This is a genomic window from Cellulophaga lytica DSM 7489 (assembly GCF_000190595.1).
GTDB classification, from domain to species: domain Bacteria; phylum Bacteroidota; class Bacteroidia; order Flavobacteriales; family Flavobacteriaceae; genus Cellulophaga; species Cellulophaga lytica.
In genome coordinates this window covers 878,761-903,322 of record NC_015167.1, presented here as the reverse complement: position 1 = coordinate 903,322, position 24,562 = coordinate 878,761, and the positions used below count along the sequence as shown (strand labels likewise).

General features: G+C 32.3%; 24 protein-coding genes. 6 read left to right on the top strand and 18 right to left on the bottom strand.

The annotated features are described in order from the left end of the window. Positions 1–2 precede the first annotated feature (2 nt). From CELLY_RS03965 to surE, 4 genes are read right to left on the bottom strand one after another with little or no spacing between them, the layout of a single operon-like run. Positions 3–560, bottom strand: coding sequence for a C40 family peptidase (locus tag CELLY_RS03965; protein WP_013620367.1), 558 nt, complete (start codon positions 558–560; stop codon positions 3–5). A 54-nt stretch (positions 561–614) separates the two neighbouring features. After that, on the bottom strand, positions 615–1,739 hold the full coding sequence (gene lpxB / locus CELLY_RS03960) for a lipid-A-disaccharide synthase (protein WP_013620366.1): 1,125 nt from the start codon (positions 1,737–1,739) through the stop codon (positions 615–617). A gap of 16 nt (positions 1,740–1,755) precedes the next feature. Then, entirely contained in the window at positions 1,756–2,040 is a 285-nt protein-coding gene (locus CELLY_RS03955; protein WP_013620365.1) for a hypothetical protein, read from the bottom strand. Continuing rightward, complete coding sequence (surE, locus tag CELLY_RS03950; protein ID WP_013620364.1) at positions 2,030–2,812, bottom strand: 5'/3'-nucleotidase SurE; 783 nt, start codon at positions 2,810–2,812, stop codon at positions 2,030–2,032. The genes CELLY_RS03955 and surE overlap by 11 nt, the downstream gene beginning before the upstream one ends. A gap of 216 nt (positions 2,813–3,028) precedes the next feature. On the opposite strand from surE, the gene CELLY_RS03945 reads away from it, so the two are divergent. From CELLY_RS03945 to CELLY_RS03935, 3 genes are all read left to right on the top strand, one after another. Then, positions 3,029–5,155: a carboxy terminal-processing peptidase gene (locus CELLY_RS03945; RefSeq protein WP_013620363.1), complete on the top strand. Its 2,127-nt coding sequence runs from the start codon at positions 3,029–3,031 to the stop codon at positions 5,153–5,155. Positions 5,156–5,272: 117 nt separating this feature from the next. Continuing rightward, positions 5,273–5,629 carry a lipocalin family protein gene (locus tag CELLY_RS03940; protein WP_013620362.1) on the top strand — a complete coding sequence of 119 codons (357 nt, stop codon included), beginning with the start codon at positions 5,273–5,275 and terminating at the stop codon, positions 5,627–5,629. Between the two features lie 97 nt (positions 5,630–5,726). Then, positions 5,727–6,533: a DNA/RNA non-specific endonuclease gene (locus tag CELLY_RS03935; RefSeq protein WP_013620361.1), complete on the top strand. Its 807-nt coding sequence runs from the start codon at positions 5,727–5,729 to the stop codon at positions 6,531–6,533. On the opposite strand, the gene rodA is transcribed toward CELLY_RS03935, so the two are convergent. The 7 genes from rodA to CELLY_RS03900 form a co-directional block, all read right to left on the bottom strand. Continuing rightward, the gene (rodA, locus tag CELLY_RS03930) at positions 6,530–7,813 is read right to left on the bottom strand and encodes a rod shape-determining protein RodA (RefSeq protein WP_013620360.1); all 1,284 of its coding nucleotides are present in this window, start codon (positions 7,811–7,813) and stop codon (positions 6,530–6,532) included. The genes CELLY_RS03935 and rodA overlap by 4 nt on opposite strands. Before the next feature lie 35 nt (positions 7,814–7,848). Further along, entirely contained in the window at positions 7,849–9,729 is a 1,881-nt protein-coding gene (locus tag CELLY_RS03925; protein WP_013620359.1) for a peptidoglycan D,D-transpeptidase FtsI family protein, read from the bottom strand. Beyond that, positions 9,726–10,235 (bottom strand): rod shape-determining protein MreD, encoded by a 510-nt coding sequence (gene mreD / locus CELLY_RS03920; protein WP_013620358.1) that lies wholly within the window; start codon positions 10,233–10,235, stop codon positions 9,726–9,728. Before mreD ends, CELLY_RS03925 begins: the two co-directional genes overlap by 4 nt. After that, positions 10,235–11,047, bottom strand: a complete 813-nt coding sequence (gene mreC, locus CELLY_RS03915) for a rod shape-determining protein MreC (RefSeq protein WP_013620357.1) — start codon at positions 11,045–11,047, stop codon at positions 10,235–10,237. The genes mreD and mreC overlap by 1 nt, the downstream gene beginning before the upstream one ends. Before the next feature lie 65 nt (positions 11,048–11,112). Next, positions 11,113–12,141 carry a rod shape-determining protein gene (locus tag CELLY_RS03910; protein ID WP_013620356.1) on the bottom strand — a complete coding sequence of 343 codons (1,029 nt, stop codon included), beginning with the start codon at positions 12,139–12,141 and terminating at the stop codon, positions 11,113–11,115. 56 nt (positions 12,142–12,197) lie between these two features. Next, complete coding sequence (gene purH / locus CELLY_RS03905; protein WP_013620355.1) at positions 12,198–13,730, bottom strand: bifunctional phosphoribosylaminoimidazolecarboxamide formyltransferase/IMP cyclohydrolase; 1,533 nt, start codon at positions 13,728–13,730, stop codon at positions 12,198–12,200. A gap of 95 nt (positions 13,731–13,825) precedes the next feature. After that, entirely contained in the window at positions 13,826–14,278 is a 453-nt protein-coding gene (locus CELLY_RS03900) for a GAF domain-containing protein (RefSeq protein ID WP_013620354.1), read from the bottom strand. A gap of 177 nt (positions 14,279–14,455) precedes the next feature. On the opposite strand from CELLY_RS03900, the gene CELLY_RS03895 reads away from it, so the two are divergent. The 3 genes from CELLY_RS03895 to CELLY_RS16965 all read left to right on the top strand — a co-directional run bounded on the left by CELLY_RS03895 (position 14,456) and on the right by CELLY_RS16965 (position 17,599). Next, positions 14,456–14,860, top strand: coding sequence for an HYC_CC_PP family protein (locus CELLY_RS03895; RefSeq protein WP_013620353.1), 405 nt, complete (start codon positions 14,456–14,458; stop codon positions 14,858–14,860). Between the two features lie 123 nt (positions 14,861–14,983). Then, positions 14,984–17,233, top strand: coding sequence for a TonB-dependent receptor (locus tag CELLY_RS03890; protein ID WP_013620352.1), 2,250 nt, complete (start codon positions 14,984–14,986; stop codon positions 17,231–17,233). A gap of 12 nt (positions 17,234–17,245) precedes the next feature. Further along, positions 17,246–17,599 carry a heavy-metal-associated domain-containing protein gene (locus tag CELLY_RS16965; RefSeq protein WP_013620351.1) on the top strand — a complete coding sequence of 118 codons (354 nt, stop codon included), beginning with the start codon at positions 17,246–17,248 and terminating at the stop codon, positions 17,597–17,599. A gap of 74 nt (positions 17,600–17,673) precedes the next feature. On the opposite strand, the gene groL is transcribed toward CELLY_RS16965, so the two are convergent. The 7 genes from groL to miaB form a co-directional block, all read right to left on the bottom strand. Then, positions 17,674–19,308, bottom strand: a complete 1,635-nt coding sequence (gene groL / locus CELLY_RS03880; protein ID WP_013620350.1) for a chaperonin GroEL — start codon at positions 19,306–19,308, stop codon at positions 17,674–17,676. A gap of 105 nt (positions 19,309–19,413) precedes the next feature. Beyond that, on the bottom strand, positions 19,414–19,692 hold the full coding sequence (locus tag CELLY_RS03875; protein WP_013620349.1) for a co-chaperone GroES: 279 nt from the start codon (positions 19,690–19,692) through the stop codon (positions 19,414–19,416). Positions 19,693–19,832: 140 nt separating this feature from the next. Then, positions 19,833–20,183 carry a preprotein translocase subunit SecG gene (secG, locus tag CELLY_RS03870; RefSeq protein ID WP_013620348.1) on the bottom strand — a complete coding sequence of 117 codons (351 nt, stop codon included), beginning with the start codon at positions 20,181–20,183 and terminating at the stop codon, positions 19,833–19,835. 3 nt (positions 20,184–20,186) lie between these two features. Continuing rightward, a complete protein-coding gene (locus CELLY_RS03865) occupies positions 20,187–21,230 on the bottom strand; it encodes a hypothetical protein (protein ID WP_013620347.1) in 1,044 nt (347 codons plus the stop codon). Positions 21,231–21,234: 4 nt separating this feature from the next. Then, entirely contained in the window at positions 21,235–21,765 is a 531-nt protein-coding gene (locus CELLY_RS03860) for an LptE family protein (protein WP_013620346.1), read from the bottom strand. Between the two features lie 4 nt (positions 21,766–21,769). Continuing rightward, complete coding sequence (locus tag CELLY_RS03855) at positions 21,770–23,050, bottom strand: sigma-54 interaction domain-containing protein (RefSeq protein WP_013620345.1); 1,281 nt, start codon at positions 23,048–23,050, stop codon at positions 21,770–21,772. 5 nt (positions 23,051–23,055) lie between these two features. Then, positions 23,056–24,498, bottom strand: a complete 1,443-nt coding sequence (gene miaB / locus CELLY_RS03850; protein WP_013620344.1) for a tRNA (N6-isopentenyl adenosine(37)-C2)-methylthiotransferase MiaB — start codon at positions 24,496–24,498, stop codon at positions 23,056–23,058. Positions 24,499–24,562: the final 64 nt, after the last annotated feature.

Below are 24,562 nucleotides of genomic sequence, written 5' to 3'. Positions count from 1 at the left end.
AATTACAGTACTCTAGTAGCTTTTACAAAAGCATAATTCCAATAGCCTTCTCTTAAAGATGAAACAATTACACCTCTAGAGGTGCTAGCGTGTACAAACTTAATTTCGTTATTATCTGTTGCAACTACCAAACCAACATGGTTTATACGTTTTCTTTTTTTTGAGGTTCTAAAAAAAAGTAAATCTCCTTTTTCTACATCTTTAACTCGTATTTCTTTGCCTTCATTAGCCATATTGTAAGACACTCTAGGAAGAGTGATGTTATGTTCAGAAAAAGCAACATAGAGTAGTCCAGAGCAATCCATTCCTCTTTTTGTGGTTCCACCAAACTTATACGGCGTGCCAGAAAAAGCCAAGGCAGAATTTATAATTTTGTCTGCTTTACGCTCAACAGCAATTTCTTCTGCTTTTCTTTTGGCTTTAGAAGAGGCTCCTTTTTTTATGATTACTTTAGATGGTGCTACGCTTACTTTGCGATCTTTGCTGTAGGTGGTTTTCTTTTTAGAGACACAGCTGCCTAGAGAAAGAATTATTAGAAAAAAAGTTACTTTACGGATCATTCCAAGAAAAATTTAGGACACTTGGTTACCAAATTTAGTAAATTTTATTGGTTTTTATGTTTTAGCTTTTGTATTGGAAACAATTAATTCTGCCGCTTTTTTACTAGCACCTACTCCTCCTAGTTTTTTTTCAAGTTGGTAATATTCCTCAAAAACTTTTGTTCTGGTGTCTTTAGATAATATTTTATTCAGTTCTAAAGTAAGGTTGTTTGTATTTAAATCGTCTTGTATTAATTCTTTAATTACTTCTTTGTCCATTATTAAGTTCACTAATGAAATGTATTTAAGAGTAATTATTTTTTTTGCAATGTAGTAAGACAGCCAATGAGCTTTATAGCAAACCGCTTGTGGTACTTTAAACAATGCAGTTTCTAATGTTGCTGTACCACTTGTAACCAAAGCAGCAGTAGACAACGCTAATAAACTATAAGTTTGGTTGGCTACAAAGCCTACTTGAGGATTTTTTAAATAGGGCTTGTAAAAGTCTAAATCTAAACTTGGTGCACCAGCTATAACAAATTGGTAGTTTGTAAAGGATTTTGTTACAGATAACATTACGTTTAGCATTTTTTGAACCTCTTGCTTTCTACTACCAGGTAATAAAGCAATAATTTGTTTTTTAGGATCTAAATTATTGTTGGCTCTAAAATTTGCTTCATTAGGAAGTGGTTGTTTGTTAATGGCATCTAACAAGGGATGGCCAACAAAATGTACTGGATAATTGTGTTTTTTTTCGTAAAAATCTTTTTCAAACGGAAGAATAACGTGCATAGCATCTACATCTCGTTTAATTTTAGAAATTCTACCTTCTCTTGAGGCCCAAATTTGTGGAGATATATAATAGTTGGTACGGTAATTATTTTCTTTAGCCCATTTTGCAATACGCAAATTAAATCCAGAATAGTCTATAAAAACAATAGCATCTGGTTTAAAAGCATCAATATCTTCTTTACAAAATTTTAAGTTTTTAGATATTTTATTAATATTACTTATAACCTCAATAAAGCCCATAAAAGCCATACTCTTGTAATGTTTTACAAGATCTCCACCAGCTTGTTGCATAAGGTCTCCACCCCAACACCTAATATTTGCGTTAGTGTCTGCAACTTTAATAGCTTTTATAAGGTTAGAGCCGTGTAAGTCTCCAGAAGCTTCACCGGCAATAATGTAATATTTCATGTAGTATGTAACTTATTTAAAAAACCTTGTAATATAAAATAACAAGAGCAGTTAATAATGTAGCTATTAATACACCTCTGGCTCTATAATCTCTTTTAATTTTTAAAAAAAGAAAAAAAGCAATTAAATTTAATATAGCTCCAAGTGCTAGTAGACTGCCAATATGGTCACTTTCTACAGCTGCTTTGTATGTTTCTACAATACTTAAATCAGAAAAAAGTAAAATATATGCTAATGTACCAATAGTATTAGCAATTATACCTACAAGAAATCCAATTATAACTTCTTTTTTAGTGTTCATTTAAATTCCAATTGTTTAGTTGTTGTATGGTGTGGTGCGCTGTTAAGTCAAACTGAGTTGGCACTACAGAAATATAATTATTAGCAAGTGCAAATTCATCTGTGTCCTCGCCTTTATCAAGCAATTCAAATTTACCAGTTAACCAATAATAATCTTTTCCCATTGGGTTGGTTCGTTTATCAAATTTTTCTTTCCAGTTGGCACGTGCCTGCCTACAAATTTTAATCCCTTTTATTTTTTCATTTTCAATAACAGGAATGTTTACATTTAAAACAACTCCTTTAGGGATACCGTTTGCAAGTGCTTGTTTTACAATTTTTTGTACAAAAGGTTTGGCTTCTTCAAAATCTGCATCCCATGAAAAGTCACACAAAGAAAAACCAATAGCAGGTATGCCTTCAATTCCGGCTTCAATAGCAGCACTCATTGTACCAGAGTAAATTACATTTATAGAGGAGTTAGACCCGTGATTAATACCACTAACACATAAGTCTGGTTTTCGGTCTAAAAGCTCCTGAAGTCCCATTTTTACGCAATCTGCCGGTGTTCCGCTACAGCTATACTCTTGTTCTGCACCATCAATATCATCTACAGTTACTAAGTTAGCATGTAAAGTGTTGTTAATAGTAATTGCGTGTCCCATACCAGACTGCGGACTATCTGGTGCTACAACAACAACATCACCTATCTCTTTCATAAATTTTACCAAAGATCTTAATCCCGGAGCTGTAATTCCGTCATCATTGGTAACTAATATTAATGGTTTTTGCATCTAACATATAATTTATACCGTAAAAATACGTTTTTATAATGTTTACAAGAATGCTTTTTAAAAATCTATCTTATAATTATCATAAAAAGGTTAAAAAACTACTGCTAACTTATAATGTGGCATAGTTTTTTCAGTATCTTGGTAAAATAATTAAGATTTACATTGTTTAATGTAATTTTAAGAGTCCAAATTCTACTAAAGTTAAAATAATAATAGATGAAAAAGAATTTAATTGTTATGTTATTGGGGATGCTATTTGCAGTGGCGTCTTGCAGTTTCACAAATAAATCTTTAGACACTGTTAATGACGGTGATAAAGATAAATTACTGATAGAGATAATTGCATATATGTTAGAAAAGGGGCATTATGAACCTAAAGATATTAATGACGATTTTTCAGTGTCAGTTTTTGAAGAGTTTATAGATGTCTTAGATCCAACAAAAAGATATTTTTTAGAAAGTGATATAAAAGAATTTGAAAAGTATAAGTTTCAGATAGATGATCAAATAAAAAATACTGACATTAGTTTTTTTGATTTGGTACACAAAAGATTGATGAAGCGTATGGATGAAGCTTCAGACATTTACAAAGATATTTTAAGTAAGCCTTTTAATTTTGATACTGCAGAGAAAATAGATATCAATTATGAAGATCAGACTTTTGTTTCGTCAAAAAAGGAATTAAGAGAAAGGTGGAGAAAACAATTAAAGTATGCTACAATTAGCACTTTTGATGATAAACTTACAGATAAAGAAAAGCCATTATCTAAAACTGAAGCAGAAAAAGCTGCTAGAGAGTTAACAAAATCTACGTTAGATGACTTTTTTGATTTTGTGAATAATGAGTACGACCGTGAAGATTGGTTTGGACAATACATTAACACAATAGTAGAAGGGTTTGACCCACATACATACTACTTTGCACCAGAAGACAAAGATAAGTTTGATGTGAGTATGTCTGGTAAATTTGAAGGAATTGGAGCTAGATTACAGAAAAAGAAAGACCAAATAAAAATTGTAGAAGTAATTTCTGGAGGTCCTATTTGGAGAGATCAAACTATTGAAGTTGGTGATGAAATTATAAAAGTTGGTCAAAAACCAGATGAAGAACCTGTAGACGTTACAGGAATGCAATTAAATGACGCAATTAAATTAATGAAAGGTCCTAAGGGAACTAATGTTTATTTAACTGTTAAAAAGGTAGACGGTTCTACACAAGTTGTAAAAATTACTAGAGATTTAGTAGAGATGGAAGAATCTTATGCTAAGTCTGCTACAGTAAAAAAAGAAGATCATACCTACGGAATAATTAACCTACCTAAGTTTTATGTAGATTTTAAAGATTATAGTAACCGTAATGCTGCTTCTGATGTAGCAAAGGAAATTGAAAGATTAAAGCAAGCCGGTATGGAAGGTTTAGTTTTAGACCTTAGAGATAACGGAGGAGGGTCTTTGCGTACCGTTGTAGAAATGGCTGGTTTATTTATTAAAGATGGTCCTGTGGTACAGGTAAAATCTTCAGGCAGTACAGAAGAAAAAGTAGTACATGAAGATAAAGATGAGCGTATACAATGGGACGGTCCTTTAGTGTTATTGGTAAATGAATTGTCTGCTTCTGCTTCAGAAATTTTAGCAGCTGCAATGCAAGACTATAAAAGAGGTGTTGTAATTGGTAGTAAGCAAACTTTTGGTAAAGGAACGGTTCAAAACTTATGGTCTTTATCTGATATTGTCCGTAATAATGAACACGGAGATTTAGGAGCTTTAAAAGTAACTACGCAAAAGTTTTACAGAATTAATGGTGGATCTACTCAGTTAGAAGGTGTTAAGAGTGATGTAGTAGTTCCAGACAAATATAGCTATATAGATTTAGGTGAAAGAGATCAGCAAAATCCATTAGCTTGGGATAAAATTAGTCCTGCAAATTATAAGACTTGGGATGGTTATATAGATTACAAGCAAACTATAGCAAATAGTGCTAAGCGTATGGCAGCAAACTCTCAATTAAAATTAATTGAAGAAAATGCAAAATGGTTAAAAGAGCAGCAAGATGAAAATGTGGTATCTTTAAGCTATAGCGATTATAAAAAAGAAAAGGAAAAGCTTTTAGAAAAATCTAAACACTTTAAAGGTATTTATGATTACAAAACAGGTTTAACTTTTGAGTCGTTAAAGTATGAAAAAGATTTATTTGTAAAAGACACTATTTTAAAAGAAAAAAGAGAAAGATGGCATAAAGATTTAGCTAGAGACGTTTACGTAGAAGAAGCTATTAGTGTGCTTAAAGATTTAAAAATTAATAATATTAAAAATAACAATAAACTAGCCGCAATTAAAGGGTAAGTTTTTGTTACAGTATTTTTTTAAGCCTAGTTTTTTAACTAGGCTTTTTTTATGCATTATACTATTGTAAAAATAAACACGTTAAAAAAGTATAATTAACCTAAACCATAATTTATTTTGAAAAAACTATTACTTATTTTATTTGCCGTTGTATTAACAACAAGTTGTTCTAAAAATGAATCTTCTGCCATAGTTGGTACTTGGTCAAGTGATTTTTCTGTTTCTTTTGAGGGGCAAGAAGAACAAAGTTCTAAAGATGAATGGAAATTTGACTCAGATAAAATGGGGACTTTTAAAAAGTTCACAAACGGAGACTTAAAATCTAGCACAACATTTACTTGGTCACAAAGCGGAGAAAAGTATACTGTAGAGTATGTAGAGGGGAGATCTAATGATGTTTTTAAAATTGTAAAAGTAGCAGGTTATACAACCTTAGAAGATTCTAACGGATATACAGCAGCTATTAAAGAGTAGCTATTTTATATAAACAACAATAGTAAAGCTTTCAGATTTTTTATCTGGAAGCTTTATTTTTTATTTAAATTGGATGTAAATAATTAGAATTTTAAAAATGACTAAAAAAACAACATACTTAATTTTAATGGTAATTTGTACAGTAGGTTTTTGGCTGTTTAATAATTTTTATACGCCAGATACTTATACAGATGCCAGTGTAGTAAAAGATAATAAGCAAGTTAAATTAGAGAACTATTTGCAACCATCATCTACTACAGGAGTTGTTGTTAAACACAATTATTTTACCTTGTCATATAATGAAAAATATGAGCAAGCAGAGTGGGTTGCTTATCTGTTAAACAAACAACATTTAACCTATGAGGATAGAAAAAGACCTTATTTTATTGAAGACCCAAAAGTTAAAACAAAATCTGCAGATTGGCGTAATTATAAACGCTCTGGTTATGATAGGGGGCATCTTTGTCCTGCCGGTGATCGTAGGTTTGCATTACAAGCGTATAATGAAACATTTTACACAAGTAATATAACCCCTCAAAAAAACGATTTTAATGCTGGTGTATGGAATCGTTTAGAGAAAAAAGTAAGACAATGGGTAAAGAGAGATAAAGAGCTGTATGTTGTAACAGGAGGTGTTTTAAAAGGGCATATGGATGAGATAGGAGATGAAGATGTAGCTGTTCCAAATTACTTTTACAAAATTGTAGCTAAAGGAAAAGGAGATAACTTAAATGTAATAGCTTTTTTGTTTCCGCATAAAGAGAGTAAAAAAGAGCTGAGTTCTTTTGTGGTTTCTGTTGATAAGATAGAAAAAGAAACTGGGATAGATTTTTTTGAAGCATTACCAAAACAGACTCAAGATAAGCTAGAGGCTAAAGTAAATGTTACAAATTGGGCTCTTTAGCCCCATTCTTTTAAACGGTTTGCATCTAACTTTAAAAAGATAAAAAGCAACAATGTAAAACCAAGTAAGCCAGAGCCTCCGTAACTCATAAATGGTAACGGAATACCAATTGTGGGTACTAAGCCAATAACCATTCCTATGTTTATTAAATAATGTATAAATAAAATAGATATTACACCGTAGCCATATATTCTACTAAAGGCATTTTTTTGGCGCTCTGCTATGTATACCAGTCGTAGTAGTAATACAGAAAATAATAAAACAACAGTGGCGGTTCCTAAAAAGCCCCATTCTTCTCCTACAGTTGTAAAAATGTAATCTGAATGTTGTTCTGGTACAAAGTCACCCTTTGTTCTTGTTCCTTGTAAAAAACCTTTTCCAGTAAAACCACCAGATTCAATTGCTTTTTCAGACTGGTATGTGTTATAACCTATGGTTTTTCTAATGTCTTCTAATTTTTTTGGATCTTTTTCTAGACGCAACCAAAGATTAAATCTGTCTCTATGATGTTGTTTTAAAACCGAATCAAAAACAAACCTTACAGATAAAGAAATGGTTACAGATGCTATAAAGAACAGTATAATTGGTAATGGAGATATTTTTACTCTTTCTTTTTTTGTTAAATAAAATAAAGCAATTAAAATACTAACAGCTATAACTACCCAAATAGTGCCAAATTTAAGCGTAGCTACAAAAATAAGAAGCATTACTAAACCAATAGCTAAGTAGTACAACGGCAAACCTTCTCTAAACAAAACAAATGTTAAGGCTAAAAATACAACGCCACTACCAGGATCTGGTTGTAGTACAATTAATATTGCAGGTATTATTAAAATACCAAAAGCATACAACTTATCTTTTTGTTTTTTAAGGTCTGTTTGTATATCACTTAAGTATTTAGCTAAAGCAAGTGTTGTGGCAACCTTTGCTATTTCTGATGGTTGTAAATTAAAAAAACCTAAATTATACCATGATGTTGCTCCGGCAATAGTTTTACCAAACGGAAATAACCCAACTAGTAAAACAATGCTACATGCGTAAATAATGCCAGAAAACCGTTCAAAAAGATTAGCCTCTGTAGCAAAAATAAAAACCACAGTTAATATACTAACTCCAATAAAAAAAGCCTGTTTACCGTAAAAGGTTCCAAAATCTAATATAGATGGGTTACTCTCTGAAAATGTACTAGAATATATGCTTACCCAACCAATAATGGTTAGCGCTAAGTAAATAAAGATACTAAGCCAATCTATTCTTTTTAAAAAAGTGTTTCCAGACATAAAGGAGTTTTCTTGTTTTTTTGCTTTTTAAAAAGTTACCAAACTCTTTCGTTAATAGGAAAAGGCTCGCCGCTATATGGCTTTGCATATTCTTTTTCTAAAGTTTTTTCAAGCATTTTCTTTTCTAAGTCTTTACGAGTAATTTCTCCTTTTAAATATTTTTCAATCATTAACGAAGCTATATGTCCGGCATATCTTCCTCCAAAATAACCGTGCTCTATAAAAATAGCTAAAGCAATTTTTGGGTTTTCTACAGGAGCAAAAGCAACAAAAATAGAGTGGTCTGTAAGTTGTGTTCTAACGCCATTAATTCTGGTAAAGTTTTCTACAGTACCAGTTTTTCCGGCAATGTTAATACCAGGAACTTGTAGCCAATGTGCAGTACCACCTGGGGTTTTGTACACAGCTTCCATACCTTTAATAACTGGCTCAAAATTTTCTTTATCTATAGTAGTATATTTTCTTTGGGTGTATTTTGGGTCTGTAATTGGTTTGCCTTCTACCTTTTTTAAAATATGTGGGGTATAGTAATAACCTTTGTTAGCAATAGCAGCGGTCATATTAGCTAATTGTATAGGTGTAACAGCAACTTCACCCTGTCCAAATGATATAGAAACAATATAAGACCACGTCCATCTATTATCTCCATAAACCCTATCATAATATTCTTTCCCAGGAATTCGTCCTCTGCTTCCAGTAGGTAAATCGGTTCCTAAATATTCTCCAAGTCCAAAACTTTTAACGTGTTTTTGCCACACATCCATAGCTTCATCTGTAGTTTCAAACTTGTCAAAAATTTGTTTAAAAGTCCCAGCAAAATAAGCGTTACATGATTTGTAAATTCCGCTATACATATCTCTTAGACCTCCACCGCAATGGCATCCTCTTTTGGTTCTGTTTTTTCCAACGTAAAAACCATTATAGCAACGTATTTTATCTTCTGGTGTCATAACATCTTCTTGTAAAGCTACAAGTGCGTTAATTACTTTAAAAGGAGAACCTGGAGATTCTTGGGCAAGTAAACTTCTATCCCAAGTTGGTTTGGCAATACTATCATAATACAGTTTGCTGTAATTGGCAGAACGTTTTCTGCCTACCAATAAGGCTGGGTCATAAGTGGGGCCAGAAATTAATGATAATATTTCACCAGAATTAGGATCTAGCGCTACTATACCTCCATGTTTACCAACCATTAATTTTTCTCCGTATTCTTGCAGTTCCTTATCTATGGTTAATTGTATTTCTTTGCCAGGCTCTGGTAAAGTATCTAGTGCGCCGTTTTTATAAGGGCCAATATCTCTGTTAAATCTATCTTTTTGTATATATTTTACGCCCTTTCTTCCTCGTAATATATCTTCATATTGTTTTTCTACTCCGGTTTTTCCTTTTAATTCACCCTGACTGTAATATGGAAACTTTTTTAAGTCGCCAGGTGTTACTTGGCTAATATATCCTAAAGCATTTGCAGCACTTTTGGTATCATAATAACGCTGAGAACGTTTTTGAATATAAAACCCTTCATACTTTCGCATTTTTTCTTGTAGCTTGGCATAATCTTCTTTAGATAATTGTGAAACCATTACGTATGGCAACCTAGGGGAATGTTTGCGTGCATTTTTAAGGTTCTTTATAAATGTACTTTTATCAATGCCAATTAAATTACAAAACTCCAGAGTGTCTAACGGTTTAACCTCTCTTGGTATAACCATAACATCATAAGCAGCTTGGTTAGCCACAAGCAATTTTCCGTTACGGTCATAAATGTAACCGCGTTCAGGAAAATCATACAAAGTTTTTATTGCAGGGTCTTCTAATATTTGATTAGGAGAAAAGCTAAAAATTTGTAAATAGGATAACCTTCCTAAAAAGGATAGTCCTATTAAGATGATGAAAGATGAAAGTAGGAATTTTTTCATTTTTTCTGGGTACTAAACAATGATTTTATTAATAGGCAAAGAAGTAAGGTTGCACTACCAACAATTAAAACTTTCTTTAAAATTAGCAACAAATTACTGAAACTAAAAATTTCTAGCGAAAAGAAAATTAAATGATGAAATAAAATTAATAAAGCTAAAAAAGTAACCTGTTGTAATGTTGTTGTAGAGGTCATTTTAAAGTTTTGAAAATCATAGTTTACGCCAAAACAAAAGCGCATAATGCCAGACCTTAGATATGCAATTGTTAAGCATGCAGCTGTATGTATTGCCATTGTGTCTGAGAAAAAATCTATTGTTAATCCAAAGAAAAAACTAACAATAAGCAAAATAGATTTATTTTCTTTTACAGGATACCAATAAAAAAATAACACATAAACCATAGGGTTTACAAAACCTAAAAAGTTGATATTATTAAAAATTAATACTTGTGCAAGAACAAGAAAGAAAAACCTAATAATATGTATTGTAATTTTATTATTTAGCATTATTTAATTTTCTTTTCTAATTCTTTAATCTCTGCAATATCTTTGTTTTTAATAATGTATACATTTTTAATGTTAGCCATATCCTGAAAAAGACTAATGTTAATGTGGTATACATTTTCAGATTTTTTTAAACTGTAATCTTTTATAACACCAATAGGAATATCTTTTGGGAAAATACTAGAACTTGCACCAGTAACTATAGTATCTCCTATGTTTAATTTAACTAGCCTAGGAATATCTGTTAGCTGTGCAGTGTTAAAATCTTTGGTATCCCATACTAAAGAACCAAAATATTCTTCGTTTTTAAGTTTGGCATTAATTGTAGACTTTGTATTTAGTATACTTTGTACTAGTGAGAAATTGTTAGATGTATGATCTATAATGCCTAAAATACCATTAGACGTTATAACACCCATATCTTCTTTTACGTTTTGATTTTTACCAGCGTTAATAGTAATGTAATTTTTAGATAGTGAATAACTATTTTTAATAACGTTGGCAGTTACTATGTTGTAGGTAGAAGAGGAGTCTGTTTTAATACTATCTGGAGCAACAATGTTTTTATTAAAAAGTAAGTTGCGTAGCCTTTTGTTTTCTTCTACCAGTATATTATTTTCATTTTGTAATGAAAAATAGGTAGATATATTGGTAGATGTTTGGTAAATATTACCAGTAAGCCAACTGGAAGAATTTAAAAATTTAGATTGATGATAAGAGTTTGCTTGTACCGTAAATCCCAACGCAATTAGTAATAAAAAAACATACAGTAGCCCGTTTTTGTTTCTTATTAAAAAGTTGATAATTTGTTGCATTCATTTTACATATTTGGCGGTATAAACTTAAGCCTATACTTATGTCATAAAAACATCCTAACTAATTATTTAATTAGGATATTTTTATAACGTTCTAAGTTTTTAAGAGCAATACCTGTTCCTCTAACAACTGCGCGTAAAGGATCTTCTGCTATATATACGGGTAAATCTGTCTTTTGGGATAACCTACGGTCTAATCCTCTTAGCATAGATCCTCCACCTGCAAGGTAAATACCTGTGTTATAGATGTCTGCAGCTAATTCTGGTGGAGTTTGAGATAAAGTTTCCATCACAGCATCTTCAATTCTTAAGATAGACTTGTCTAAAGCCTTAGCTATTTCTCTGTATGAGATAGATACTTGCTTAGGCTTACCTGTTAGTAAATCTCTACCTTGTACAGACATTTCTTCTGGTGGTTCTTGTAAATCTTCTGTAGCAGAACCTATTGTTATTTTTATATTTTCGGCAGTACTTTCACCTACATAAAGGTTATGTTGTGTACGCATATAGTATATAATATCATTTGTAAATACATCACCTGCAATTTTCACAGACTTATCACAAACAATACCACCTAATGCAATAACAGCAATTTCTGTAGTACCACCACCTATATCTACAATCATGTTACCTTTAGGTTGCATAATATCTAAACCAATACCAATAGCTGCTGCCATAGGTTCATGAATTAAATAAACCTCTTTACCGTTTACACGTTCACAAGATTCTTTTACTGCTCGCATTTCTACTTCTGTAATACCAGAAGGAATACAAACAACCATACGCAATGCAGGCGGAAACCATTTCTTTTTTAATGCAGGTATGTTTTTAATAAACATATTTATCATCTTTTCAGATGCATCAAAATCTGCAATTACACCATCTTTAAGAGGTCTAATTGTTTTTATATTTTCATGGGTTTTACCTTGCATCATATTGGCATCTTTACCAACTGCAATTATTTTTCCGCTAATTCTATCTCTAGCAACAATAGAAGGGCTATCTACAACAACTTTGTCTAAATGTATTATTAGCGTATTGGCTGTTCCAAGATCTATAGCTATCTCTTCTGTAAAAAAATCAAAAAATCCCATGTATTATAAATTGGTTTCTGGACTAAAAGTAAGTTTAATCGACGAATGTAACAAAATTAATGTTTAAAATGACGTGTGCCAGTCATTACCATAGAAATTTTGTTTTCGTTGCAATAATCTATGCTTAATTGGTCTTTTATAGATCCGCCAGGTTGTATTACACTTGTAATGCCATTAGTACCTGCTATTTCTACACAGTCTGGGAATGGGAAAAAAGCATCACTAGCCATTACCGCTCCGTTTAAATCAAAATTAAAAGACTTAGCTTTATGTATAGCTTGGTTTAAAGCATCTACTCTAGAGGTTTGTCCTGTTCCGCTAGCACATAATTGTTTTCCTTTAGCAAGTACAATTGTGTTAGATTTTGTGTGTTTGCATAATTTAGAGGCAAATATTAAATCTTCAATTTCTTCTGCTGTAGGTTTTGTGTCTGTAGCATTTTGTAAATCTGCAACAGTATCTGTTTTATGGTCTTTATCTTGTACTAGTACACCATTTAAACAAGTTCTTACCAATGTTTCTGGTAAGGCTACATCATTCTGCACTAAAATAATTCTGTTCTTTTTACCTTTTAATACTTCTAAAGCATCTGCTGCATAGCTAGGAGCTATAACAACCTCACAAAATAATTTGTGTATTTCTTCTGCTGTTGCAAGGTCTATTTCTTTGTTTGCAATTAATACACCGCCAAAAGCAGAAACAGGATCACCAGCTAGGGCATCTACATAAGCTTGGTGTAGTGTTTCTCTAGAAGCTAAACCACAAGCGTTGTTGTGCTTTAAAATAGCAAACGTAGGTTCATCATTTTTAAATTCCCCCATTAAATTCACCGCAGCATCTACATCTAACAAGTTGTTGTAACTTAATTCTTTGCCGTGTAATTTGTTAAACATTGCTTCAAAATCTCCAAAGAAGAATCCTTTTTGGTGTGGGTTTTCTCCGTAGCGTAAAACTTTACCATTAGTTTCGCTAATTTTTAAAACAGTTTCTTCTTTTTCTTTATTAAAGTAGTTAAAAATGGCAGTATCGTAATGAGAAGATACATTAAAAGATTTAGCAGCAAAACGCTTACGATCTTCTATAGTTGTTGTGCCATTACCGGCAGTAATAATATCTAAAACTTCACTGTAATCTTCCATAGAAGAAACACAAAGTACATCTTTAAAATTTTTGGCAGCGGCTCTAATTAAAGAAATACCACCTATATCAATTTTTTCAATAATATCTTGTTCTGGAGCGCCACTTGCAACTGTTTTTTCAAAAGGGTATAAGTCTACAATTACAATATCTAACTGAGGAATATCAAACTCAGCTAACTGTGCTTGGTCGTTCTCGTTTTCTTGTCTGTTTAAAATACCACCAAAAACTTTAGGGTGTAAGGTTTTTACACGTCCTCCTAAAATAGATGGGTAGCTAGTTACATCTTCTACAGGTATAACATCAATTCCTAATTCTTTAATAAATTTTTCTGTGCCTCCAGTAGAGTAAATTGTTATTCCAAGTTCGTTAAACTTTTTTACTAAAGGTTCTAAACCGTCTTTGTGAAAAACAGAAATTAATGCTGATGTAGCTTTTTTTGTGGTACTCATTTTATGTGCTTATTGTTAAAAGATTGAATAAGGACACAAAAGTAATTTTTTTGCGATTAAGAACAGCAATGGTTTATTAACAAAAACACAAAGTTTTAAAGAATTTTAGCAACTTCTGCACATACAAACTCTAAAAAGTCTTCATCTTCTTTAGAAAAAGGGTCAGGAGTGTTAGAGTCTATGTCTATTTGCCCAATGTTTTCTCCGTTTACAAAAATAGGAATTACTATTTCTGCTTTTACAGTTATGCTGCAAGCAATGTAATTGTCTTGTGCTTGTACATCTGGTACAACAAAATTTTCATTAGACACTGCAACTTGTCCACATATGCCTTTGCCAAACGGTATAATTACATGATCTGTAGGTTCACCTACATAAGGACCTAATTTTAATTCATTTTTATCACCATTTTTAAAATAAAAACCAACCCAATTATAGTAAGGCACGTTTTCTTCTAATAATTCGCAAATTGCTAAAAGACTTTGGTCTCTATTGCCTTTGTTTTCTTCTATGATGTTTAAAACTGATGATTTTAGATCTTGTAACATTTTTGTAAACTAAAAATTTTATGCAAAAATATGCCTTAATTTTTAATTCTACATTATTATTTTTTTGAATAAAACCAATTGTTAAATAACAAAACTAGAAGAGCCTACCACATTTAACGTTGGTTTGGCAACCAAATCTGTGTAAATAAGAGTTTTTTATTTACTTTTGTGCTTATAATGAAACAACTACTACATAAAATAACAACTATTGCACTTGCATTGTTAGTGCTGCTTTCTACAGTTTCTTTTGCTGTAGAAAAACATTTTTGTTGTGGAGAGTTAGTTTCAGTTTCTGTATATCCAGAAGATTTTGGCTGCGGAGAAAGCGCTTTTGTGCAAACGTCTAACACTTCAGAAGACAATTGTTGTAAAGGTATTCTAGAAGCTGTAAAAGGTCAGGATAGATTAACAGTAGCATCAGACCAAAAAGAAAAAGTAATTACGCAATATGTTGTTACTTCAATTTTAAGCTTAACTGCTAGTGATTTATATGTTTTAAAGCAAAAAACTAGCGAAAAAAAATATGCGCCACCACTTCTGGTGCAAAACTTACAAGTATCCCATCAGGTTTTTATAATTTGATTTTTTTAAATAATTGATTGTGATTTTACAACACAATGCACACAAGTGGCATAGTGTTGCAAAAGTTTATGTTATGTAAACTTTTAAAAAATATATTTCAAGTTTTAAAAATTGATTTTAAAAATGCAAAAAATACTATTTACTTTTCTTTTATTTCCCTTATTTATGTGCGCTCAGGACAAGGTTAGTGGTGTAATAAATGAAGAAACGGCTAATGGGCAAATTCTGCCCTTAGCAGGTGCAAATGTGTACTGGCATAATACTAAGGTGGGTGTTATAACAGATTTAGATGGTACGTTTTCTGTGCCTTACAAAAAAGAATATTCTAAATTAATAATAAGTTATGTTGGGTTTAAAACTGATACACTTACCATAACTAAACCAGGGAAAATTACCCATAATTTACAATCTACAAGTACTTTAGATGAGGTTACAATTACTGCAAAAAAAGAAGCTACAACCAAACTGTATTTAAAAGCAGAAAATACAATGGTTGTAAGTAGTGATGAGTTGCTTAAAGCTGCTTGTTGTAATTTGTCTGAAAGTTTTGAAACCAACCCATCTATAGATGTTAACTTTGCAGATGCTGTGTCTGGAACAAGGCAAATAAAAATGTTAGGCTTAACAAGTCCTTATATTTTAATAGCTACAGAGAACATACCATCTGTACGTGGTGCATCACAAGCGTATGGGTTAAGTTTTATACCTGGTACTTGGGTAGAGAGCATACAAATTACCAAAGGTATGGGAAGCGTAATAAATGGCTACGAGAGTATAGCGGGGCAAATAAATGCAGAGCTTAAAAAACCTATTTCAGATGATGCTTTATTTGTGAATTTATATGCAGCAAGTAGTGAGCGTTTAGAGCTAAATACCCATTTTAATACTAAGGTAAGTGACAAATGGAGTACAGGCTTGTATATACACGGTAATAAGCATAATAAAAAGCATGATGTTAATAATGATGGCTTTATGGATATGCCAATATACAACCAAATTAATATCATGAACAGGTGGCAGTATATAGATATGGAAAAAGGAATTGGATCCTTTTTTAATATTAGGTATCTAAATGATGATAAACAAACTGGGCAGTTAAATTTTGATCCAGATACAGATAAATTAACAACCAATGCTTGGGGCAGTGAAATTAATACAGAGCGTATAGATTTTTCTGCTAAGTTTGGTTATGTTAATCCAGAATTGCCTTGGCAGGTTTTAGGTGCACAGTTTGCAGTAAGCAACCATAAGCAAGATTCATATTTTGGCTTAAATGTATATGATATAGAGCATAGCAGTGTATACTCAAACATTAATTACAACTCTATAATAGGAGACTCTAGACATAAGGTTAAAACCGGAATTAATTTTACGTATGATAAGTATGATGAGTTAGTACTTACAGATAATTATGCGCGTATAGATAACTCTATAGGAGGTTATTTTGAGTATGGTTATGATAATTTAGAGAAGTTAAATATTACAGCAGGTGTACGTGTAGACAACCATAATAGACTTGGCTTTTTTGTAACTCCTAGGTTTCATTTGCGTTATTCTCCATGGGAGAAATCTGCTCTTAGAGCTTCATTTGGTAGAGGTAAACGTACAGCTAATATTTTTGCAGAAAACCAACGTATGTTTGCAAGTGGTAGAGTTATAAATATTGATGATGATGGCGGTAATATTTACGGTTTAGATCCAGAAATTGCTTGGAATTATGGCGTGTCTTATTTACAAGGTTTTAATTTATTTGATAAAAAAGGTGATATCTCTGTAGACTTTTACAGAACAGATTTTGAGAATCAGATAGTTGTAGATTGGGAAAACCCGCAAGAGGTTAGTTTTTATAATTTAGAAGGAGATAGTTATGCAAATAGTTTTCAGACAGAGTTAAACTATAATGTGTTTGGTAATTTTGATTTGCGTGTGGCTTATAAATTATATGATATTAAAACGCAATACAAATCTGCAAAGCTAGAAAGGTCTTTAACGCCTAAACATAGGTTTTTTGCAAATGCATCATACCAAACAAAAGGTCACGGTTTTATTAAAAAATGGAAGTTTGATGCTACCTTTAATTGGTTAGGTACACAACGTTTTTCTTCTACAGAAACTAACCCTGAAGCATATAGGTTGCCAAGTTACACGCCAAATGTAGCAACTGTAAATGCGCAAATTACTAAAGTGTTTTCTCCTAAGTTTGAGGTGTATGTAGGCGGTGAAAATATAACTAATGTTAGGCAAGATATGCCAATTGTAGGAGCAGATGACCCTTTTGGCTCTAATTTTGATACTACTTTTGTATACGGACCAGTTTTTGGAAGTATGTACTACGCAGGGTTGCGATTTAAAATAAATAAGTTTAAAAAATAAAATATAAAAATTATGAGAAAAATAGCTGTAATAGTAATGATGTTGTTTGCTTATGTTTCTTTTGGGCAAAACAAAAATGCAAAAGCAAGTTTAGAGGTAGACGGGGTTTGCCAAATGTGTAAAGATCGTATAGAAAAAGCTTGTATAAAAACTAAAGGAGTAAAAAGCGCTATTTGGAATGTAAAAACACATGAGCTTAAAGTTATTTTTGATGAGCGAAAAACAAATTTAGACGCTATAGAGAGTAGTGTTGCGGCTGTAGGTCATGATACTAAAAACTTAAAAGCTCCAGATGAGGTTTACAATAGTTTGCATGCATGTTGTTTTTATAGAGATATAGATGTGCAAGAAGACCATAAAGAATAGTGTTATAATAACTATAAAAATAAAACGCTCCAATGAAAATTGGAGCGTTTTTTAGTATTCTTATATTTTAAAGATTACATCATACCTGGCATACCGCCACCCATTGGAGGTGCAGCAGCAGCTGGTGTATCTTCTTTAATATCTGTTAAAGCACACTCAGTAGTTAAGATCATACCAGAAACAGAAGCAGCGTTTTCTAATGCAACTCTAGTTACTTTTTTAGGATCTATAATACCAGCTTTAAGCATATCTGTATAAGTTTCAGATTTAGCATCATAACCAAAATCTCCTTTACCTTCAATAACTTTAGCAACAACAACAGAACCTTCTCCACCAGCATTTTCTACAATTGTACGCAATGGAGCTTCAATAGCTCTAGCAACAATTTGTAAACCAGTTTCTTCGTCTGCGTTTTCTGCTTTTATTTTAGATAAAACAGCTTTAGCTCTAACTAAAGCAACACCACCACCAGCAACAATACCTTCTTCTACGGCAGCTCTTGTAGCGTGTAATGCATCATCAACTCTGTCTTTCTTCTCTTTCATTTCTACCTCAGAAGCAGCACCAACATAAAGTACGGCAACACCGCCAGCTAATTTAGCTAAACGCTCTTGTAATTTTTCTTTATCGTAGTCAGATGTAGTAGTTTCTATCTGAGATTTAATTTGGTTAACTCTTGTGTCAATGGTAGCTGCATCACCAGAACCATTTACTATTGTAGTGTTATCTTTGTCTATAGATACTTTTTCACAAGTACCAAGCATATCTAAAGTAGCGCTTTCTAAAGAAAAACCTCTTTCTTCAGATATAACAGTACCGCCAGTTAAAATGGCAATATCTTCTAACATTGCTTTACGTCTGTCTCCAAATCCAGGAGCTTTTACAGCAGCAATTTTTAAAGATCCACGTAACTTGTTAACTACTAAAGTAGCTAAAGCTTCACCATCTACATCTTCAGAAATAATTAATAAAGGTTTACCAGATTGAGCTACTGGTTCTAATACAGGTAAAAGATCTTTCATTGCAGATATTTTCTTATCAAACAATAAAATGTATGGGTTTTCTAACTCGGCAACCATCTTTTCAGAATCTGTTACAAAATAAGGAGAAAGGTAACCTCTGTCAAACTGCATACCTTCTACAACATCTACATAAGTATCTGTTCCTTTAGCTTCTTCTACAGTAATAACACCTTCTTTACCAACTTTACCAAAAGCTTGTGCAATTAGTTCGCCAATAGTTTCGTCGTTATTTGCAGAGATAGATGCAACTTGTTTAATTTTATCAGATGAATCACCAACTTTTTTAGATTGTTTAGCCAGGTCTTCTACAATAGCTTCAACAGCTTTGTCTATACCTCTTTTTAAATCCATTGGGTTTGCACCTGCTGCAACGTTTTTAAGACCTTCTTTTACTATAGATTGTGCTAAAACTGTAGCGGTTGTAGTACCGTCACCAGCTAAATCATTAGTTTTAGAAGCAACTTCTTTAACCATTTGTGCTCCCATATTTTCTAAAGGATCTGCAAGCTCTATTTCTTTAGCTACAGATACACCATCTTTAGTTACTGTTGGAGCTCCAAAAGACTTGCTAATAATTACGTTTCTTCCTTTAGGGCCTAATGTTACTTTTACTGCGTTTGCTAAAGCGTCTACACCTCTTTTAAGGCCGTCTCTAGCTTCAATGTCAAATTTAATATCTTTTGCCATCTTTATTTATGTGTTTTTTAAGTTTAGTCTTTAGTTTTAACTAAAGACATAAGTTTGATTATTAATTTAGAGCTAAAAGCCATAGGCTATTAGCAAATAGCTGTTTTAGATAATAGCTAAAATGTCGCTTTCTCTCATCATTAAATAGTCAGAACCTTCTAACTTTAACTCTGTACCGGCATATTTACCGTAAAGTACAGTGTCACCAATTTTTACAGTTATTTTTTCATCTTTAGTTCCTGGGCCAACAGCAACTACTTTACCTTGTTGAGGTTTTTCTTTAGCAGTGTCTGGAATTATTAATCCAGAAGCTGTTTTAGTTTCTGCTGCCATCGGTTCAATTAGCACTCTATCTGCCAATGGTTTAATGTTAACTTTAGCCATATTTTATGATTTTTAATATTAATTTTTCTGGTGTTACATAGGCAGAAATTGTGCCATAGCGTAAAACTGACAAGTTGTAAAACAAAAAATGCCAGCTTGTCATAAGCTGGCATTTTTGATATATTTTAAAAGGTACGTTTTTACTTAATGCTGTCCATTAAGTTAGTGTCTGTACTTGAAGGAGCAGCTGTATTTGTAGTAGCAGGAGCTTCTGTATTTTTTTCTTGTAATAATTTAGAATCAGAGTTGCTTCCTTTGCCTGGTAATGCAACGTTAGACATTAAAATTAGTATAACTAATAGTGCAGCTAAAGTCCAAGTACTTTTATCTAAAAAATCCCCAGTCTTTTTAACACCACCAACTACTTGGTTGCCACCACCACCAAAAGAAGAAGATAAACCACCACCTTTTGGGTTTTGTACCATAATTACCAACATTAGTAAAAGTGATACTATAATAATAAGAACTAAAAATATTGTAAACGTACTCATCTGTTATATGTTTTCTTTTTGAATTTTTTCTACCGATTTTATTCGGTTTGCAAAGAAACTACTTTTTTCTGGATATTTCAAACTTAAAATCTTATAAGCTTGAATTGCCTTTTTGTATTTTTTTTGCTCTAAATATACCTTTGCAAGAGTCTCGGTCATTAACTCATCTTTATTAAGTTTTACAGAGCTAGAAATATCTACTTTGGTTTCTATGTTTTTTGTAGGTGTAATTTTAGGATTGGTTTTTATAAACTTATCTATTAAATCAAATTTTTTATTTTTTTTTTGCTTAGGCTTTTTGTTTTCTAAAGTTGTTTTAGTTTCCTCTTCTTGGGTGTTTTCTTCTTTAGTAGTTTCGGTTGTTTCTTTATTAACCTTAGGGTTTGTAAGCTCTAACCATTGAGCAAAAGAGTATTTTTCTTTTTTTGTAAAGTGTAAAGGTTCTCCAATATTTAATTTTTCAGCTTCAGTTTTTTCTTCTCCAAGTTTTTCTGTTGGAATAACCTCTCTAGTTTCTTCTGCATTGTTTTTTAACGCTTCTTCTTGGGTTTTAATTTCTAACTCTTGGGTCTCATTAGAAATTTCTAATTCTTTTTCAGTTTCAACAACTTCTTCTTTAATTACCTCTTTGGTTTCAAAAAGAGTGTCGTCTAAAATTTTTTCTGCATCGTCTATGTTTTGTGGTAAAGGTTTGTCTTCACTTTCTTCTAACATATTTGGTGGCGAGGCAACTTCTTCAGAAACTACATTTAATTTTTTTAGATTAGCATTTTCTCTAATCTCCTTTATAGTGGTTGTATTGTTTAAAAATTCTGGAGAAGTAATAAAATCGAATAAGACATCTCTATTAGCAGTATGTGCAGCAGTAACTTTTAGTGCTTTGTTATACTTAAAACTATTGGTGTTTTTTAAGCCTTTTAAGTGTATTGCGTGTGCTGCCTGAAAATAAGGGTAGTCTGTAATAATTTCTTCTAGCTGGTTAATTTGCGCTACAGAGCTAATACTTTCTGGCTTTTGTAATAAATGTGTAAAATCTGTTACTTTCATAAAACTACCAGTCTGCTAATGATTTGCTAAAAATATCTTGTGTAATACGCTCAAATAATTCTGCGTGCGCTTCAGATTTTACAGAAGCTAATAAAGAGTTAGCATCATAATCATAGAAGAATGAAAAACGCTGTTCAAAATCTGAATCTTCTTTTGTTTTATTGTAAAAACGTACATTAACCGTCATTGTTAGCCTGTTTTGTGCAGCAGTTTGTGCCGCTGTAGCTGTCATAGGAGAAATGCGGTATTCTACAATTTCACCTTCGTACACTAAATCTCCGTTAGATGGAGTTAGACTAAGACTAGTTTGACTTCCTAATAAATCTTGTAAGGCATTTGTAAAGTCTCTATCTAAACCTGGTTCTACTGTAGACCCTGGGCTTTGTGAAGCATAATTTTGAAAAAAGTTTACCTGAAAAGATTTTGCGTCTCCAGTGCTACCTCCAGTAAAATTATAGCCAACACTTTTTAGTCCGCAAGCTTGTACAGTGCTAATTATTAGGAGTACAGCAAGTATGTTTTTTATGTTCTTCATCAAATTATAAATCAAACTGTTTTATTTTTCTATATAAAGTACGCTCAGAAATACCTAATTCTGCAGCTGCGGCTTTTCTTTTTCCTCTGTTTCTTTCTAAAGACTTTTTAATAAGCTCTATTTCTTTGTCTTGTAAAGATAGCGTTTCTTCCTCTTCTATTTCTTCTGCAAAGTGGTATTTGTCATCCTGTGGTATTACTGGTGAAATAACTTCTTCTCTTTCTCTTGAAGGATTTGGTAGATGTAATATTTCTGAAGGAGTGCTGTCTGCCTCTTCAAAATCATCATCATCGTGATTGCCGTATATTTTCTGAATTAAATGTTCGTTTTCTTCTTGAACCTTTTCACTATCGTTATTTTTCATTAACTCCAGTGTTAGCTTTTTTAGATCGTTAAGGTCTGCTTTCATATCAAAAAGAACTTTGTATAAAATTTCTCTTTCATTGCTAAAATCGCTCTCTTTTTTTTCTTGATTTACAACTGCAGGTAGGTTGGTATTACCACCATTTGGTAAGTAAGAGTGTAGCGTAGTGGCAGAAATATGACGTTCTGACTCTAAAACTGAAATTTGTTCTGCAACATTACGTAATTGCCTAATGTTACCAGCCCAACGGTATTTTTGTAATATTTGCACAGCATCATCAGACAAGCGAATAGTTGGCATTTTGTATTTTTGACTAAAATCTGATGCAAATTTTCTAAAAAGTAAATGAATATCTTCTAAGCGTTCTCGTAAAGGAGGAAGGTTTATTTCTACGGTGCTTAATCTGTAATATAAATCTTCTCTAAATCTATTTTTTTTAATAGCCTCAAACATATTTACGTTTGTAGCAGCAACAATACGCACATTGGTTTTTTGTGTTTGTGAAGAGCCAACTTTTAAAAATTCCCCGTTTTCTAATACACGTAGCAAACGTACTTGTGTTGTTAAGGGCAACTCTCCAACTTCATCTAAAAAAATGGTTCCGCCATCTGCAACTTCAAAATATCCTTTACGGGTAGTTGTAGCACCTGTAAAGGCTCCTTTTTCATGGCCAAAAAGTTCACTGTCTATTGTGCCCTCTGGAATTGCACCACAGTTTACAGCAATATATTTTGCGTGTTTTCTGTGAGATAATGAGTGTATTATTTTAGGAATAGACTCTTTACCAACACCACTTTCACCAGTAACTAATACAGAAATATCTGTAGGTGCAACTTGTATCGCTTTTTCTATAGCTCTATTAAGTTGTACATCGTTTCCAATGATCTCAAATCGTTGTTTTATTGCTTGTACAGATTCCATTATATTTATTTTTTTACAATACTACCTAAAAGGGTTCCTGTTGTGCAATCTTCAATTTTTACTTGTACAAATTCTCCAACTTGGCTACCTTCTTCTTTAGGGAATACAACAACAGCATTTTGTGAGTTTCTGCCCATCCAATGTTCTGTAGATCTTTTAGATTCTCCTTCAATTAAAACTTCATCAATTTTACCTAAACGTTGTTGTAGTCTGTAGCCAGAGTGTTGTCTTTGTAATGCTATAATTTCTGCTAATCTTCTTTTTTTGTCTGCTTCAGGTACATCATCTTCTAGTTTACGTGCAGCCATTGTACCTGGTCTTTCAGAATAAGAATACATATAGCCAAAATCGTACTTTACGTATTCTAATAAGGAAAGTGTGTCTTTATGGTCTTCTTCCGTTTCTGTTGGGAAGCCGGCAATCATATCTTGTGAAATAGCACAATCAGGAATAATTTGTCTAATATTATCTATTAATGTAAAATATTCTTCTCTTGTGTGTAAGCGGTTCATAGCTTTTAAAATTCTATCGCTTCCGCTTTGTACTGGTAAATGTATGTGTTTGCAAATGTTATCATATTTGGCCATTGTTTTAACCACGTCTAACGTTAAATCTTGTGGGTTAGATGTAGAAAAACGAATTCTCATTTTGGGTTGTGCAATTGCTGTCATCTCTAATAAATTAGCAAAGTTAACAGCCGTAGCTTTTTGCATTTCTGTAGCTTGGTTAAAATCTTTTTTTAAACCGCCACCATACCAAAGGTAGCTGTCTACGTTTTGCCCTAAAAGTGTAATTTCTTTGTAACCTCTGTTCCAAAGATCATTTACTTCTTCTAAAATAGATTGTGGCTCTCTACTACGTTCTCTACCACGTGTAAAAGGAACAACACAAAACGTACACATATTATCACAACCGCGAGTAATAGATACGTAAGCAGAAATTCCGTTTGTGTTTAAACGTACAGGGGCAACATCACCATAAGTCTCTTCTTTAGATAAAATTACGTTTATAGCATTACGGCCTTCATCTACCTCTTTAATTAAGTTAGGTAAGTCTTTGTAAGCATCTGGGCCTACAACCATATCTACAATTTTTTCTTCTTCTAAAAACTGACTTTTTAAACGCTCTGCCATACAGCCTAAAACACCTACTTTTAAGTGTGGTTTGGTTCTTTTAACAGCGTTAAATTTCTCTAACCTTTTGCGTATAGTAAGTTCTGCTTTTTCTCTAATAGAGCAAGTGTTTACTAAAACAAGGTCTGCATCTTCTAAAACCTTTGTAGTGTTAAAACCCTCTTCTGATAAAATAGAAGCAACAATTTCACTGTCAGAAAAATTCATAGCGCAACCATAACTTTCTATGTATAGTTTACGTTTATTGTCTTTTTTGTTCTTTAGTGTTAAAGAATTACCTTGTATTGTTTCGTCTATTACTTTCTCTTCTGCCATATCTAATTCTACTACTAGCTTGTAAAAGCACAAAGATAGTACTAAATATAAAAATGTGACAATT